Source organism: Bacillus cereus group sp. BfR-BA-01349 (assembly GCF_022663795.1).
Classification (GTDB): domain Bacteria; phylum Bacillota; class Bacilli; order Bacillales; family Bacillaceae_G; genus Bacillus_A; species Bacillus_A cereus.
Genome location: NZ_JAKUGE010000064.1, coordinates 1 through 16,215 on the forward strand (window position 1 = coordinate 1; position 16,215 = coordinate 16,215).

The following is a 16,215-nucleotide window of genomic DNA, read 5'->3' on the forward strand; positions in this document are numbered from 1 at the left end:
GCTTTTATTTTATCTTTTGAAGAAAATTTAGCCATAAAAAATGCACCTCCAATTGTTAGTTATGTGTCTAACAATTGGGGTGCACTTCAAATTAGAGGTCCTTTTTTACATTTTTAACGCTATCTTCAACATTTGGCTATAGTCTGGTTTTCATTTTTCTGTAATGCTTTCAATAGATTCCATTGGTCTTAAATTGAATTGTAGCCCGTACCCTGCGCCATGTAAATGTTCACGAACTAAAGTATAAAATTCTTCACCATATTCATTACGTTCATGCAACGCATATACCTGTATTACAAATTTATCTTTACCTATTGTTTCAGGAGTTGTCTCATATATTTCTCCACTTTCAATAAATGCAAGATATCTATTTATCTTTTCTTGTAAAAGTAATGCATGCTCATGTTCTTCTTCCCAATCTAATGCATCAAAAATAGTTAAATATACTATATCTTTATTTTCATTATCTAGCGAAATTAAATCTACTTGATCTATGTCATGCAGTGCCATATAAAAAACCTCCTACTCATTTTTTCGTATCACTTTAACTTTAGTTGGTGGGATTTCTTCAAGATATTCGAAAGGTGGCTTGCTTCTGCTTCTAACTACTGCTCCACTCTCTTCAATTTCAGGAAAAGCTTTTTTCTGATTTTTAGTAAGAGGTGCAGTAGGTGATGATTTCAACTCTATTAAATCTATTTTACCATCAATATCTTTTCCTGCTATATCTAAACGTGTTCGAACTCCTGATTTTGTCATAATCGTAACTTGATTATTTAATTCAGATTGTACCTTCTCTTTACGAATAATTGCTTCCATTTCTTTTTCAAAAACGTCTCCTGCCTTCGTATTTTTTGCTAGTATCTCTCGTTTCTTTTCTAATTGTGCTGCGGCATCTATAGCATTTGCAACTTTTTTCCCAGACTTGAGAATCTTAACACCTTTCCCGATAGGCGTAATACCACCTACCACCATTACTCCAGCTAAGCTACGTTCCCACCATGAAAGTTTTTCTCCCGTATCAGGGTCAACACCTTCTAGGACACGCCTAACATCATATTCTCCTGTCAATTCTCCTGCTAAATCTCTAGTTACTTTTCCCATATCAACTTCTGTATTTTCCCCTGAAGAAGTGGTGGTATTTATACCTTCATTTCCGACCAAATTCCCTCCATAGAGTTGATCTGCATTTCGAAATTTATTAGCAGAATGTAAAAGTTGTTCGGCAATATCGTCTAATGTTTGAAGGACAGAAAACATTTTTGGCTTAGCGTCGTTAAACATTTGATAAAATCGATTACTTGTTGCACCGCTCCATTGTGAAGCGATATATTCTGTTTGATTCCATAAATCTTGATGTATGTATTCTAGGGTGTTTCTAGTATTTTGTACTGTTTTAGCAGCCTGTTCTAATTGTTCAGGCGTAACTTTTATTTGTGTCATACCATCCCTTCTCTTCCTAGTATTTACAATCAGATTATATCACAGGAATATTGCGAATATTCATTCGATAGATTGTTATTAGGATTGATTTTTATGAACACAATAAAGTTTATTAATTTTTAAAACCAATATAAATTATAAAAAAAGACCAATTTTTATTGGCCCTTAATTCTAAAAGATTAAATTTATTCCTCCGTTTCCATTTTACTTAGGCATTCTCTAATTAGATCCTCACATAATTGCTCCATTGAAATGCCTTTTTTCTTTGCATTCTTTTTTAATTTCTCTTTTTCAACATGTCTTAAATAAAATGATATTCCATCCCATTCACTTGATAGGATTATTTTTTCATCTCTAACACTTATACTACCTTCTGTAATAAACTTCTTCATGAAGTTTATTTCTTCCTGACAATTATTAATTTGTGAAGAAATTATTATTGGTTTTATAGTAACTAATATTTTTTCTTCTTTAATATTTATTGTTATATTACTTCCCTTTATATGAGCATACAACCAATCAATTATATTATAAATTTTGTCATCAAAATTTTGAGGAAGTGGAAATGTGAATGTCACAACTTTTTTTGTTGTAAATCCTCTTCCCTTTTCAATATACACTTTTGGATAAAAACCCTCATTTAAAATAGCTTCTAAATCTTTAACTTCATTACAATCGGTCAAAACTTTCCCTATTTCTATATCTATAATACGAGCTGTGTTATTGGTAACTCTATTTTCTAATAATTGATACAAAAAGTAATCTTTCCCATCAATATTGATAAAATGTCTTGAGCCACTTCCTACACTTACTTTTTCAATGAATTTCTTTGCCTCTACGCTATCTATCAGGAATGTTTGCTTACCCCTATAAACTATTTTTTCTGCTGATAAATTACCTAATTTAATATGTTTTTGTATATATGTTTTTGTTTTACCTAACTTTTTTGCTAGTTCTGAAATTGTAATACCTTTAGGTTTTTTTATTGATTCCGCTAACCGTTCAATATCATCAACATAAAACAGACGGCTACCATCTTGTTTCCAATCATCATAAACCGGTTTTATTAACTCGTCCTTAACATACTTGTGTAGAGTAGATTCTGCAATGTTTAGTTTTTTTGCAGCTTCTTTAGTATTTAACTTCTCTCTTTTATCAAATTGCATAATGTAACAACACCTTGATCTAATTTTGTATATCTCTCAAGTGATTCTCGAAAATTATTATCTACTTATTTGCTAATATCTTTTTCACCACGGTTTCCTTCAAATCTTGAATCAATATTGATAAAATCACTAAGCCTTTGTTCATGATATTTTTCTTCCCTATTTGGGTTCTGTTCATTATAAAACTGTTGGAATACTGTTGTTACTTTTTCTACTTTTCCTGTTGGGAGAAAACGCCACGGCATACCTTCATCTAAAAACAGCTCTTGTTTTTTTTCGTCATTTTTTTGATTAGACATCTTATATTACCTCTTTTCTACAAGATTTTAATTTGATTACTTAGCCGCAAGAAACCCATCAATTTAATCATCATTTTCAATAAAATAGTATCCCCGATTAGAAATTGATTTTATATACTCTAATTTATCAATTATCCTTTCGTTCAATTCCCCTATTGTTCTACTGCCACTATTCCGTCCATCAAGATCATCCAATTCCCATAACAAATTTTTTTCTCCATCAAAGTCTTCAAATTCCGGGTTAATTCCTTGATTCAGAATTTTTATAGCATCCTCACAAGCATGAACTATTTTATTAGGAGAAACTAATTCTAGTGTCTTTAAGTTGGGTGGCTCATATTGATTGTATATTGGTATGTGTATTCCATAATTTTCAAATACAGTTCTTAATGTTCCACTAGTTATGTAAGTCAAAATCAATTTTCCATCATCAAAATACCGTATCATTTCATCAAAATCATTTTCTTCATGCTCTACAATTTCATATTCTCTAAAATATCTCCAAGATACACCCATAAAATACTCCTCTTTTCGTTTGATACAAAATCTAAAGTTATATGCGACTAGGCACCTAATATTTTATTACTACTTTCTTAATTTTTGTTTTATCATCGATTTTATTAGCTTTTCTTTTGAATAAGCCACTAAAGAATCCTTTTATATTAGTTTTAGCTACCACGTTTTGAAACTCATATTCTACTGGCATATCATCTTCTGGATAATATTTTTGAATTTTTATAATTTCATTCACAACCTCTGAGATAACCACATCAATAAAAGTTTGGATAGGTGTTTTATTTTTCTGGTTTTTATCTGCATAATTTTTTACACCTGTAATAAATGTCCACTCTAATCCCTTTAAATCAGTAAAATATGTATTATCTACTTCCCAATCTAAAGGATCTGCTTCCAAATAAAGTTCTCCTACTTCATTACACTTGTTCTGAATATCTTCTTTACTAAAAGGAATCAGGGTGCTTCTCTTAATATCATAGTATTCTTTAAGGAAAGAATACCTATTAACTGCTTCTTCCCAATCCCCGTTATTAATTAAACAAACTAGCTCTTTGTATTCTTCCTTAATTATCACTTTCCCACGAAAAGCAGTGTAATCTCCCATTTTAGAACCTCACATATATATATTAAATTAACGCTTTGGTTACATTTTCATCCGTTTTTACTCTTTTTCTTCTGCGGATTTAAAGCTTTCCGTAAATTTAATCAATATTAACTGTACCAATACAGCAGCCATAAACATTTTCAAATTAATAATATCAAAAGCACATAAACTTATTGTAATTAATAATGTAACAACTAAGAAATATAATAAAATATTTTTCATATCCTTCTCTCCTCTTCATAATAACGCTTTTGTTATAAATCACTTGGTTTAAATAGTCTTTTATGACAATCAAGATAATAAGCCAATTTGTCAAATTTATATGTTATATGGTCATGCATTTCTATTTGTTTATTTCTTTTTATCTTGATAAAGCATCATAAAAGCTATTATAATTACTGATAAACTAAAAGTAACGCCACTAATCTTCTCAATTGTTATATAAGTAACTACTCTACATAAACCAGCTAATGCACCACTAGTAATAAGTACCCCTACAAATATAGAAATAATCCCATCTAACTTTGGAATTGATTCATTCTTTATTTTCATTTTCTTTCTCCTTGTTCTACACGATCATTACTTCTTTCTTATAATAGAATTTTAATTTAATTAAACTCTATAAAATAGCTATTTTTTTAATACATCGATTTTAAATATCAGCTAAATCATAAATTGAAGCATCTATATGCTTAATAATAAAAATTTCTTTGTTAGAGTAACTACTATGGTTGCTAAAGCTATGAACCTCGAGAGAAGGAAAACGCTCTGTAAGCATCTTGATAAGTAATGCACGGTTTTGATGATTGTCGATTAAATCCAGTTTTTCACTACGTCCTTTTTCAAAGTCGGCAAATTCAAAGCCCATATCGCGTAAATATTGAATGTGGTCCTCTCGGCTCCTTTTATCTGTTACAGGAGTTTTACTGAAAGAACGACAGTGTTCTAACATAAAACTAAGTTCTACCCTCATTCCACCATAAGGATAATATTTCGTATCATGCACATGATTAAAACCTTCCGTGTTCCACCATTGACTAACAACATCAGAAAGATGCTTTAACTGTTCTTTTAAACCATCAATTGGTTTATCGGAACCTAATTTATCCTGTAATTCATGTATCTTTTGATTGGCCTTTTTAATCTCCGCATAACGTTTTTCTTTTTCTTCCAGCAGATATGATTCGTAATTTAATACTTTTGCCGCTTCACTAAAATAGCTTTCTATCAATGATGGAAGTGTTTTTGACATTTCGACTGAAAGTGAGTCTTTACTAATCCATTCACGTAATTGAGCATTAGCAAAGTGCATATCCTTTAATGCCTTCAATAATACAGATTTTTGATCTTCATTCAATTCCAATTTCTTTTCATCCATTTCCCCAGCTCCTTTATATTCAAAATACGCCTTAGTTAGTTATGTTAATGATTCTTTTGCTATTCGATTCACATCTTTTAGAATTGCATTATCTACTCCATTTGTTATATTTTTTATCAGTTTCAACGATTCTTGGTGTCTTTCGTTACGCATTTCGTACTCTTTACATGCTTTTGATGTTTGCTCTAAATTCCACAAAGCATTTAGACGATAATTATTTATGTCATAAGCTAAGCACAGTAATTCATTTAAATCAGATAAACCAACCTCTACCACGGTCTTACCATTCTCAAAACGAGATTTTCCATTAGAGAACTTTTCTTTAATTGAATCGATCTTTTCTTTCATAAACCCACCTACTTCTTTACAAAATTTAAAGTTATATAAGCTTTTACCTGCGCCCCCTTCTTTGTGAAGAATTTCGAAGTCTATTTATTTTTTCTTTTTTTTCATAGTCTTGATTAATTGAACCGAATATTAATAAACGCAAAAGCAAAAACAATAGGCTTAAACCTAGCAAACTACAAAAAACATTCCAAAAATTGAGTTCTACCATCATATTCTTTTTTTCCTCTTTTTCTATAAAATTCAAATTGTATTAATTCGCATATGGAACACCACTGTTTATAGCTGAAACCTTTTTGTCGTATATATCAAATGCATCACTTACATCCATTTCATATTTAGTTCCTTTTGCAATCTCTAACAACATTTCATTTATCCAATGCTGGCATTCGCTTAACGATTTAGCTACTTGAGCATTAGCTGATAACTTTGTAATTCTGTCTCTTTTATTCACCCTAGCCACCTCGTTTTTATACAAAATTCAAATTGTATAGCAATCTATAAAATTAACACTTTGGTTTAAAAATACTCATTTCATTATGAACACCAATACTTATAAGCTAATGCACCCTTATAAAAATTGAAATTAACTTTCGGTAGCACTACTCCACGATGATTGTTCTCATAATCAACACCAATCCATACACCTTCACCATTCCATAAGTCATGACCCAAACGTAATTCCTTAAATCCCTTTAAATGCGGTAATAAAAACTTTTCTAAATAATCTTCATACGTATCCTGATATTCAGGAAAATACTCAAATAAGTATTTTTTGTATTCCTTCTTATAAAATTCATAAAATTCTTTTCCCTCTACCTCTAAAAAGAACTGAAATTCAATGTGTTTTTCACCAATTGGTGGGAATTTTACTTGTATATCTGTAAACACCTTTATATCCCTCTTTCTATAGAATTTATCAACGTTTTCATATTTCTATTAAATTTCAAATTTAAAGAAATCCTACTATCTTAATTGATTATTTAACATATGCCACATTTTTTGATATTCTTTTTCTTTAGATAAGGCTTCTTCATGTATTTTGTTACGCTCGTTCATTTTGATGTAATTGTTTTCCAAATCATCAAGAATCTCCTTTTCTTCTTTTGGATTTAATCCCCTTTCTTTCACTTCTTTTATTACTGATTCAGGAATATTTTTCATTTCTATACACCATTCATTTCTATAAAATTCGAATTATATTAAACTATAAAAAATAAATATTTATTTAAATTCACTAATTTTAAATATCAGCTAGCTCATAGATTGGAGTTAATTCTATTCTGTTCAATTTCTATTTTGTTCTGATTTTCTTTTTTCTTGGCTAATCCATGAGCATACCTAATACCAAACCCAACTAATAAAACTGAAACAATGCATATAGTCAAATTAATAAAGAAAATTTTCCATGATTCTTTTATAGAATGCAGACCCTCATACTCTTCTATAACTATTTCCCCCATTTCAATAAATATAGCCGTTCTATAATTAAGAGTTAAATAAAAAGGTATTAGATTTTATTAATTATATAAATTTCACATAACAAATTGTTATTTCAATCTTGATAAACACAAAGTAGAAGGAATTTATATTCACCTCTAAACATCTATTTTCATTAATATACTTTTAGGATTCTATTAAATTATATCACTATTATTAGATTAGTACTTTCAAAAAAACGAATATAGTTATAAAAGAAGTAATATATATGTTTAAAAATAGTTAATTATTTTTTAAAATTCAATAATAGAAAAGACCTGTAAGAATGAACGCTTTTTACAGAGTTTATCTATCAATATGATTAAAAATTTTAGTTTTTGTTTTTGAAAATAGAATAATAATTATTAATGCAGCTACTATATTGGATAAGTTATAGAAAATAAATTTTTATTTTAAATCTATTTTTTCAAAACCCTGAAAATCTACTTAAATATCTAAAAGTAGGTTTTTTAGTTTTATAAAAATTTAAAAAAGAAGATTTCAGTACAATTCTGAAATCTTCTTCTAAAAATAGCAAAGCTATTATTAAATTATCCACGACGTCCCTCATCTTCATCATTTGAAGAAAATCCAGCGAACTCAACATTTACCTTTCCTTTATTGCCATCACGGTATGTAATTGTGTAATTACCCGCACCGACTCCTTTTCCCGGCCATTCTAATACACTTCTCCAAGTATATTGTTTACCTTTTGGTAGGTCATATGTAAAATATTTTTTTCCTGTATCTACATTTTTTACAGTTATTGTAACTGTACTTTCACCATTATTTTTAAACCATAACTTCAAATATCCATAACCTGGTGAAACATTAAATGCAGATGTCGTTGATTTTTCACCTACTATTTCCACACGACTATATTCATGATAATCTGCACTTGCAAATGATGGAAACGCAATACTTCCAGCTAAAACTAGAGATAAAACCGATGTTACTAACCCTTTCTTCTTCATGAAAAGTCCCCCTTATATGTTATATATTACAATTTAATCATATCATATACACACATCATTGGTATAATTTTACAATTTTATAAATATTAATTAGAATATTCAATAAATATAATGGTGTATTATCTAAAAAAGACATCCCCTACTATTAGGGAAATGTCCTTTTATGCTAGTGTGTTTTGTATTGACCAGAAAGTTGCTCTTCTGCCATACGAACTAAACGTTTTGTTATTTCTCCACCAACAGATCCATTTGCTCTCGCAGTTGCATCTGGTCCTAATGTTACTCCAAACTCTCTTGCTATTTCATATTTCATCTGTTCAATAGCACTTGCTGCTGCTGATAAAAGAATATCATTATTATTATTTGTATCACGTAAGTTCATTACTAACACCTCCTGATTATAAACATTATATTTCTCCATTATTTAGATAAATATACATTATTAACCGAATAAGTTAACCATAATTATGTTATGTTTATCGATAGTGTTTTTTCTTTTATTTCATTTTAAAAGAAAAAGTAAATGTTATAATTATAATATTATTCAAATCAAATATACAAAAATTGAGAGGTTAAGATGATTAGCCTAATCAAATGCATTTAAATACTGCTTTTACTAAACCAGTATTTATTTATCTTCAAAAAGAGTAAGTTGGTTTGGAATAAAATGAATAAGAATAAAAACGAGAAAGTAAGGTGTTTTGCAACATGTTAAGACTTAAGTTTGTTATTTTTTTACTACCACTTATTTTATTTGTTAGTGGTTGTGGAAACACGAAAGATGAAACAAAGTATGAAAAGGACTTTTTAACGCAAGTAGAGGCTATATCAAAAGCAGTTAGTAAAATGACCAAAATACAAAAGGGTGACCAATCACTAACTTCATCACAAAAAGAGTATAAAGAAGCGCTTATGGAATTGAAAGAGGTAATTAAGGGTTTTAAGGAGCTAGTTACCTGATAGTAAGTATGAATATCAACAGAAGCAACTAATTAAGTCTATGGATGAATATGAGTCGTCTATATCCAAATTATTAAAAGGAATGTCGGATACAAAAGGTAGCGAATGGATAGATGGTATTGAACAATTTAATAAAGCGACAGACATGTATGTTGATGCAGCTGGAAAAATCGTAGATATTAGAGACGGAAAAACTACAGGCACTTCTGAAGAAGGTGTTGATAAATTATCCCGACAAGGAGATACAGCAACAGAATCAGAAACAAGAGCTGAACCTGAAACTACCGAAACACAACCTTCGGAGCAAGAAAGAGATACGGCGACTAAAGATACTCAAACACAAACGTCTGAGCAAGAAGTAAAAACTGAGGTAGCTGGCACTGAAGAGGAATCAACAGAAGAACAATCACAACAGCAACTTACAGTTGATAAAGTGAAAGAAATTATTGAGTATTATTCTATTGGAAAAGATGACAAATTAAGCAATGTTTCTGTTAAAAATGGTGAAATAAAGGCAACTATTGCATTAGCACCCAACGGACTATTTCCTGCCAAGGATATGGCTGTTAATGGATATAGTCAACTTGCAGATGAGTTACTCAAACATGAGGGTTGGCAAACATTAACTGTTACATATGCTAATGTAGGAAGTGTTAGTATGAATCGTAACGAAAAGGAAACAAATGAGATCGGTGATTACTTCCCGACACTTAAAATTGAAGAACGAATGAAATGATAAAATAAGGTTCTTTATAGGGTGTTTATTTTTCGGCTTACAACGCAAACGTTATAGAACCATTGTCTGTAAGACTTTCACTTTAATAGCATGAAAAGCGCGATATTAACGTATCGTGTTTTTTTATGCTGAAAAATAGATGAGGAATATATATAAGATAATAAAAAGCTACCTATGATGAAATAAGTAGCTTTTCTCTATGTATGGCTTTTTCCCTTATAAATTATAAATTGTTATACCTGTATAGTTTGTTTTATTAGTGTATATTTCATCTATATATTGCATATAGTTTTTTCGGTTTTCCGTATTTATTAATTTCATCTATATAAACTTTTCCGTCTTCCTCATTCATAATAATCTCTTCTTGATACGATTTAGAATCTACTGCCTCTATTTGCACTCTTATATTCTGGGGTAGTTCTATATAATTTATTGTATCCATTTTACTACTTAATTTATTTCCTGTAGCTTCTTCATAATATATTTCATTTATTAGAACTGTACTTTCCTCCGGATTATACATATAGCCTCGAGTCACTTTTATCATAGTTGTTTGTCTCCCATCTTTTTATTTTTTAAAATCTAATATATAGATTATAAGTTATTTAAGCTGAATAATTTCGACCAATTATCCTCTTATCAGGATGTTCATATAAATTATTTATAAATTTATTATAATCATATGTCATAATTATATCACTACCTGGAAAACACATATGTAAATTTTGAAGTAAGATGCTTAGCTCAATATGATCTTGCTCATTATAATAACAATGATATAAATCTTTTCCTTTTTTGTAGTAAGGTGGGTCAATAAACAAAATTCCATCCTCCCAATACTCTCTTTCAATTAAAGCTAGGGCATTTTCCTGAGTTATTGTAATTTTGTCAGATAATGAATGAATGTATTTAATTCTCTCTATTAAGTTATCAGTATTCCAACGTGAAAGGAATGTCTTTGTGTTTCCATTCCTTCCTCCAAGTGGATTTGCTTTATAAATACCACTATAGGCTAGTCTATTTACTAACAATGACGCCCATGCAGCCTCAACTAAATCTGCTCCAGCATAGTCGGATTTAATTAAATTTTGAGCTTCAAAATATTGTTTATGTGTAGGGACTGTTGATTCTAAACGATGAATTAATGCAAAAGGCATATATTTTACAAGCCACCAAAATGAAAACACTCCCGTATCTAAATCATTTAAATGTATAGTTTCAACTATACCTGCGTCTAACATAGCTAACTCAAAGCTAGCTCCCCCCGAATATGGAGATATAAGTTTTTTTGCTTTGTTCTTTTGTATGAATGAATATAAGTATTCGATTAGCTTACTTTTTCCTCCTGGATAACGATAAACTGATAAGCGTTTATTAAATTTTACTTTAGGTTTATTAATAGTGGTTTTATTTTTAAATTTATCTTCCATAATAAGAATAAATTTATGCTTCTCTTGATCTTCATTAATATAATTAAAACCTTCACATGTATTACACCAATATCCTATGTCATGCTGATCTAAATCAAAATCGCCATCATTTACTGTCCCTTCTACAAAGCAGAATTTACATTCTAGCAAATCTATTCCTCCAAACATTTTTTATCTGTTAGGACTAATTTTAACAACCTTTACTAAATATATCTTTTTAAAAACTACTTTATACTGAATATTTAAATATCTATCTCCAAATTTAATGATAATAAATTTTTGTACATTAATACAAAAGGAATCCTTTATAATATTGGATTCCTTTTGTATTATTCAACTTACATTCATAAGAAATTACTTGAAAATCAAGCGAAATTTATATATATAATATAGATTCCCCAAAGAATGTAACCAACTTGTGTAATGATATACATTGTAATTTCGAAACCAGTGAGCTTTCTTTCACTTTTTATTTTTCTTAAATACAGATAAAAACAAAAAGTAGATAAAAACATTAAGAATATAGAAGCATTATATATATTATCTATACTAGTAATAACTGATCAACTCCTCACCTGAAAATTAATTAGTATAGAATAAGCATATCATATGAAAGTTTAACTTACTTCAAATCTACTTTTTTTCAACACAATATGCTTAATATTTTCATATTTAACAGGAATACTTGTTTAAAAAGATAAAAGAATCTCTTTTGCATCAATAGATTCACAAAAGAGATTCTAATTTTAGTACATTTACTTATAAGATATCAGTCTTATCATTCGTGAGGGTTAGGTGCAATAGAAGCTGGAGCTGGTCCGCAAGTTACTGCAAAAGCAAATATAACTGCAGGATTTACAGATAGCCCAAGCAACGAAAGCATTCCCAATGCTCCCCAGTAATCCTCTTTCTTAAGGTACGATTTTATTTGATTAAAATATGATTTACTAATACCTAATGCATCCTGCCAACATCTTTCCCAAACGTTACTAGAGTACATATTAGATGGAATTTCTTCATCATTCATTACATAAACACCAGCAATAATAGCTGCTTTTTCTTCATTGTTATATGAAGATTTCGCTAATTCTTCTTTATTAAGAACATATTTACCTGTTTCTTCATCTTTTACCATTAATACCGAAAATATATATTCTAATTCTTTAACTTGAGCTTCTAATTCTTCATGTGTAGCCTTATTTTGTTTTCCATCTTGTATAGTTGCAGCTGAAGCGAGAGTTGGAACAAAAACTAGAGTAAGAGCCATTAACACAAACATCAGTTTCTTTAACATAGTGAATTGATCCTCCTAATTTTAATTATTCTACTTCCCTCAAAACTATAAGTGTATAAAATATATTTTTCAAACCTCTATTTTTCCCATCCATCACCCTCTATTTCCAATATTTATAATAATATTAATACAATCAACTATAAATGTATATATTTTACATTCGATTCATCTATTACAATCATTTGAAATTCTATATATTTCTATAAAAAAAGTTTTTTAGTAATCAAAAAATTTCACTTTAAGTATAGACAAACACTCTAAAATAAAAAAAACAAAAAAACTAATATGTTCTACATATTAGTTTTTTTGTTTCTTTATTTTACTAGATACTTTTCTAATTCCTGAACCAATATCTTAGCGCCCTCAGGACTTAATGTTATGTTCCCCTTTGCCAATGAAATATTTTCATTAGTTACTTCGCCTGTAATAGCACATACACCACCAGGCGCATATTTTTTAAAAATTATATTTTCGTTTTCCACAAATATTTCAATTGGATCCTTCTCTTTAATTCCTAATGTGCGTCTTAGCTCCATAGGAAGTACAATTCTTCCTAATTCATCTACTTTTCTAGTAATACCAGTTGATTTCATGTAATTTCTCCTTTACTTGATTTATAATAAACTAACTTACATATTTTATATACTAATTATCAATTACATTATTATTATAACAGAAGTCTATATTATTATATAAAATGTTATGCATTTGCTATTTTTATAGCAAATTTTTCAGTTTAGTAAAGAATGTCTTTTTTCTATAAAACGTTTCTTGTAAAGTACTTAGTTCAAAATAACCAAATACTGTTTCGTCTATTAAAGCAAGCACCATAGCTACTAGATCTTGGTATACCTGATTTTTATATATAGTTACCTTACCATCATACATATTACATAGTTCTGGTGAATTTGCCACAAAATACGTCCTACATGAAAATGGTCTATTATCATATACAGCACACTTTTTATTATCTATATCTAACATAGGGCATGGTTCAGCATACCTCATTCTACTACTATCTTTATTAATTTGAGGAATAGAAATCTTATTTCTCTTTTTCGTTTCCTGATGATTCTTATTAATATTTTTCTTTATATCTTTTGTAAGCTTATTTTTTATCCTACTTTCCTCAATTCTGGCTATATTAATTGATTGAAAACAGCAAGCTATACATCCTTTTTTACATGGTGCATTTTTTTGTAGCTGTTTATATACTTGATCAAGTGATTTAGTTAAATCATCTAGTAAATCTAAACCTTTCTCTTCGCTAATAGTAGTATTCTCTTTCAAATGCGATACAATATCCAGTAAAGTATCTAATAGTTCTTTCTTTAATTTTATATTCTCATATAAAGACTTTCCATCATAAAAATTATTATCAACCTTACGCCAAGTTACATTTGAATTCATATGACACTTTTTATATTTTACACCTGATCCACAAGGGCATTCATCATTACGTGTAGGCTCAAATAAATCTCCATATTCAAATCTCATTTCATTTTCTATGGATTGTATTAACCAGTCTATATTGTTCCTGTATTCCATTGTAAACACCTCCAAATAGCTATATATTTTTTTATAGATTAATTATACTCTGTCCCTTTAAAAGTTACATATTTTACCTATTATAATCGATTTTATAAACCACTCTTTCTAAAAAGATTTCTACGGAAAGTTCATGCTATACTTAGCTTTACGAGGAAGGAGTTTTCAATTTGTCTAATATAATAAATAATAATAAAAAAGAAATAAGTACAATTTCAGAATCGATAGTACCTAGTCAATTGCTAGATTCCAAATATGAAGTACATATAAATAATCTTATAACTGAAGCAGAAAAAGAAGGAAAAGATTCTAGTGCCTATCTTAATGATTTAGATATGATTTATCATTTTATTCATCATTCAACTAATATACATAAAGATAAGCAGCGGAAAAATAATACCCGTAAATCATATTTGCGAGAAATAATGCACTTTTGTAAAACGTTGACTGAGAAAGCTGAAACATTTGAAATTTCCTATGAAGAAATCAAAAAAGAAAATTCATTCTTAAAGGCACTTAAGCCATGGAATATTCGTAAGTTTAATGATTGGATTAAATCTGTTCCATACGGGCGTAATAATAAGCCCTATTCTGTAGCAACCCTAGCAAGAAAGCTTACAATAATCAACAGCTTCCTATCACATTTATATAAAAACAATTATATTTCTATCCCTCTACATGAGCATTTAAAAAAAGCAACTGTTCAAGCTAATGATAGACCAAATCGTGACCTTTATTACGATGAAGTTCAAGAAATTCTAAACTATTACAAAAGTAAGCAGCAACTATTTAATTACATGATTATCTTGTTACTTGTATCAACAGGATTACGTATACAAGAGGTTGCAAACGCCAGAATGGGGGATTTATTTAGAGCTGAAGGTAAACTATGGTTACGTGTTATAGGTAAAGGTGACAAGCCTCGTGAGGCTTACATTTCACCTCATCTTTTTGAATGTATAAGTGAATATAGAAGTAGAAAAGGCTTGAAAACACAATTAAATAGGCTAGATAATTCACCACTAATTGTATCTAATCATTTAAGAAAATTTAACTCTACCTATTTAAGTAATAAGGTAACTTCTATCTTGTCTCAAGCAAGAATTCCTTGTGTTGAACAAAGAGAAAATCCTATAACAGCTCATACATTTCGCCACGGATTTGCTATTATGGCAGCAGAAAATGATGTTGAGCTATTACGTATTCAACAAACCTTAGGTCACGCAAGTGCTAATACAACAAAAATATATCTTGAAAAACATATGAAACGAAAACACAATGCGGCATTAAGTTTTGCTGATCAACTTGGTTAATTAAATTCACTATAACCCTTTGTACCTTATTTCATAATTAAATAATTAGTTGTAATATAATACCCCCTCCGTCACATATTACGGAGGGGGTATTATGTACAGTTCTTTATAATAAAGAAAAGATTTTAGAAAACAAATATTTATTTATAACATTAAATCTAGTTTTCATTCTGAGAAAATAATCTTTTACGTATTTGAACCGACTTTTTAAGCTCATTTAATAACTTATCATTTGCGAAAAAAGTAGCTTCATCAATAATATATTTATGACCTTTGGTTAAACTGTTTAGTTTCTCTACATTTATTGAACCATCTTCATTAAAACATTTTGCTTGTTCTAACCAATTCTTAGTTATAACAAGATATTTAAAAGCGTCTATATTGGACATATAAAATTCTCCTTTTTTACATATTTGAAGTTTTAGATACTATTAATACCTTTACAAAAATATATAAAGGAACACGAATTATTAAATATAGAATTGATACGTAAACCGTTAGTCCCCATATTACTGTAATAAGATTTCCCTCTAACCATCCCATTAATAGTAGTAAAATATGTGTTATTTGAATAGAGCCTACAATTTTATCTACATAATTTATGCGTGAAGCCCATAGAAGTTTTATAAAGTTTCCCATGAGTACTCTCTCCCTCCAACGTTCTCTTTTGTGTTCAATTCAATTGGGATTAGTCTTTTCATTTTGTTCCATTTTTTATTTCCTCCTACTA

23 protein-coding genes and 1 pseudogene are annotated in these 16,215 nt (G+C 29.2%); 2 read left to right on the plus strand and 22 right to left on the minus strand.

Features of this window, described 5'->3' with window-relative positions; translation table 11 throughout:
- Positions 1-150: 150 nt before the first annotated feature.
- From MR169_RS24775 to MR169_RS24845, 15 genes are all read right to left on the minus strand, one after another.
- The gene (locus tag MR169_RS24775; protein WP_001173689.1) at positions 151-510 is read right to left on the minus strand and encodes a DUF6572 domain-containing protein; all 360 of its coding nucleotides are present in this window, start codon (positions 508-510) and stop codon (positions 151-153) included.
- Positions 511-522: 12 nt separating this feature from the next.
- Entirely contained in the window at positions 523-1,443 is a 921-nt protein-coding gene (locus MR169_RS28280; RefSeq protein WP_242320196.1) for a WXG100 family type VII secretion target, read from the minus strand.
- 185 nt (positions 1,444-1,628) lie between these two features.
- Complete coding sequence (locus MR169_RS24785; protein ID WP_242320197.1) at positions 1,629-2,609, minus strand: helix-turn-helix domain-containing protein; 981 nt, start codon at positions 2,607-2,609, stop codon at positions 1,629-1,631.
- A 65-nt stretch (positions 2,610-2,674) separates the two neighbouring features.
- Positions 2,675-2,908, minus strand: coding sequence for a hypothetical protein (locus MR169_RS24790; RefSeq protein WP_242320198.1), 234 nt, complete (start codon positions 2,906-2,908; stop codon positions 2,675-2,677).
- A gap of 63 nt (positions 2,909-2,971) precedes the next feature.
- The gene (locus MR169_RS24795; protein WP_242320199.1) at positions 2,972-3,424 is read right to left on the minus strand and encodes a vacuolar protein-sorting protein 36; all 453 of its coding nucleotides are present in this window, start codon (positions 3,422-3,424) and stop codon (positions 2,972-2,974) included.
- A 55-nt stretch (positions 3,425-3,479) separates the two neighbouring features.
- Entirely contained in the window at positions 3,480-4,028 is a 549-nt protein-coding gene (locus MR169_RS24800; protein WP_242320200.1) for a hypothetical protein, read from the minus strand.
- Positions 4,029-4,085: 57 nt separating this feature from the next.
- On the minus strand, positions 4,086-4,250 hold the full coding sequence (locus MR169_RS24805) for a hypothetical protein (protein WP_242320201.1): 165 nt from the start codon (positions 4,248-4,250) through the stop codon (positions 4,086-4,088).
- Between the two features lie 129 nt (positions 4,251-4,379).
- On the minus strand, positions 4,380-4,580 hold the full coding sequence (locus MR169_RS24810; protein WP_242320202.1) for a hypothetical protein: 201 nt from the start codon (positions 4,578-4,580) through the stop codon (positions 4,380-4,382).
- A 100-nt stretch (positions 4,581-4,680) separates the two neighbouring features.
- Positions 4,681-5,406 (minus strand): hypothetical protein, encoded by a 726-nt coding sequence (locus MR169_RS24815; RefSeq protein WP_242320203.1) that lies wholly within the window; start codon positions 5,404-5,406, stop codon positions 4,681-4,683.
- Positions 5,407-5,445: 39 nt separating this feature from the next.
- Positions 5,446-5,754 carry a hypothetical protein gene (locus MR169_RS24820; RefSeq protein WP_242320204.1) on the minus strand — a complete coding sequence of 103 codons (309 nt, stop codon included), beginning with the start codon at positions 5,752-5,754 and terminating at the stop codon, positions 5,446-5,448.
- Positions 5,755-6,004: 250 nt separating this feature from the next.
- Entirely contained in the window at positions 6,005-6,205 is a 201-nt protein-coding gene (locus MR169_RS24825) for a hypothetical protein (protein WP_242320205.1), read from the minus strand.
- Positions 6,206-6,288: 83 nt separating this feature from the next.
- Positions 6,289-6,642: a hypothetical protein gene (locus MR169_RS24830; protein ID WP_242320206.1), complete on the minus strand. Its 354-nt coding sequence runs from the start codon at positions 6,640-6,642 to the stop codon at positions 6,289-6,291.
- A 75-nt stretch (positions 6,643-6,717) separates the two neighbouring features.
- Positions 6,718-6,915, minus strand: a complete 198-nt coding sequence (locus MR169_RS24835) for a hypothetical protein (protein WP_242320207.1) — start codon at positions 6,913-6,915, stop codon at positions 6,718-6,720.
- A gap of 866 nt (positions 6,916-7,781) precedes the next feature.
- Positions 7,782-8,204 (minus strand): hypothetical protein, encoded by a 423-nt coding sequence (locus tag MR169_RS24840; protein WP_000726546.1) that lies wholly within the window; start codon positions 8,202-8,204, stop codon positions 7,782-7,784.
- A gap of 166 nt (positions 8,205-8,370) precedes the next feature.
- Complete coding sequence (locus tag MR169_RS24845) at positions 8,371-8,586, minus strand: alpha/beta-type small acid-soluble spore protein (RefSeq protein ID WP_001053420.1); 216 nt, start codon at positions 8,584-8,586, stop codon at positions 8,371-8,373.
- A gap of 326 nt (positions 8,587-8,912) precedes the next feature.
- Here MR169_RS24845 and MR169_RS24855 point away from each other — a divergent pair.
- A pseudogene (locus MR169_RS24855) lies at positions 8,913-9,900 on the plus strand (outer membrane protein assembly factor BamD).
- 268 nt (positions 9,901-10,168) lie between these two features.
- Here MR169_RS24855 and MR169_RS24860 read toward each other — a convergent pair.
- From MR169_RS24860 to MR169_RS24880, 5 genes are all read right to left on the minus strand, one after another.
- Positions 10,169-10,447, minus strand: a complete 279-nt coding sequence (locus MR169_RS24860) for a hypothetical protein (RefSeq protein ID WP_000598777.1) — start codon at positions 10,445-10,447, stop codon at positions 10,169-10,171.
- A 58-nt stretch (positions 10,448-10,505) separates the two neighbouring features.
- On the minus strand, positions 10,506-11,480 hold the full coding sequence (locus tag MR169_RS24865; protein ID WP_242320210.1) for a DNA adenine methylase: 975 nt from the start codon (positions 11,478-11,480) through the stop codon (positions 10,506-10,508).
- Between the two features lie 628 nt (positions 11,481-12,108).
- The gene (locus MR169_RS24870; protein ID WP_000914402.1) at positions 12,109-12,624 is read right to left on the minus strand and encodes a hypothetical protein; all 516 of its coding nucleotides are present in this window, start codon (positions 12,622-12,624) and stop codon (positions 12,109-12,111) included.
- A gap of 314 nt (positions 12,625-12,938) precedes the next feature.
- Complete coding sequence (locus tag MR169_RS24875) at positions 12,939-13,217, minus strand: AbrB/MazE/SpoVT family DNA-binding domain-containing protein (RefSeq protein WP_242320211.1); 279 nt, start codon at positions 13,215-13,217, stop codon at positions 12,939-12,941.
- Positions 13,218-13,341: 124 nt separating this feature from the next.
- Entirely contained in the window at positions 13,342-14,172 is an 831-nt protein-coding gene (locus MR169_RS24880) for an SEC-C metal-binding domain-containing protein (protein ID WP_000456704.1), read from the minus strand.
- 170 nt (positions 14,173-14,342) lie between these two features.
- Here MR169_RS24880 and MR169_RS24885 point away from each other — a divergent pair, with 170 nt between their 5' ends.
- Positions 14,343-15,485, plus strand: coding sequence for a tyrosine-type recombinase/integrase (locus tag MR169_RS24885; protein ID WP_042990114.1), 1,143 nt, complete (start codon positions 14,343-14,345; stop codon positions 15,483-15,485).
- Between the two features lie 158 nt (positions 15,486-15,643).
- On the opposite strand, the gene MR169_RS24890 is transcribed toward MR169_RS24885, so the two are convergent.
- Positions 15,644-15,874 carry a hypothetical protein gene (locus MR169_RS24890; protein ID WP_000065076.1) on the minus strand — a complete coding sequence of 77 codons (231 nt, stop codon included), beginning with the start codon at positions 15,872-15,874 and terminating at the stop codon, positions 15,644-15,646.
- Between the two features lie 16 nt (positions 15,875-15,890).
- Positions 15,891-16,124 (minus strand): hypothetical protein, encoded by a 234-nt coding sequence (locus MR169_RS24895; protein WP_000526279.1) that lies wholly within the window; start codon positions 16,122-16,124, stop codon positions 15,891-15,893.
- Between the last annotated feature and the right edge of the window lie 91 nt (positions 16,125-16,215).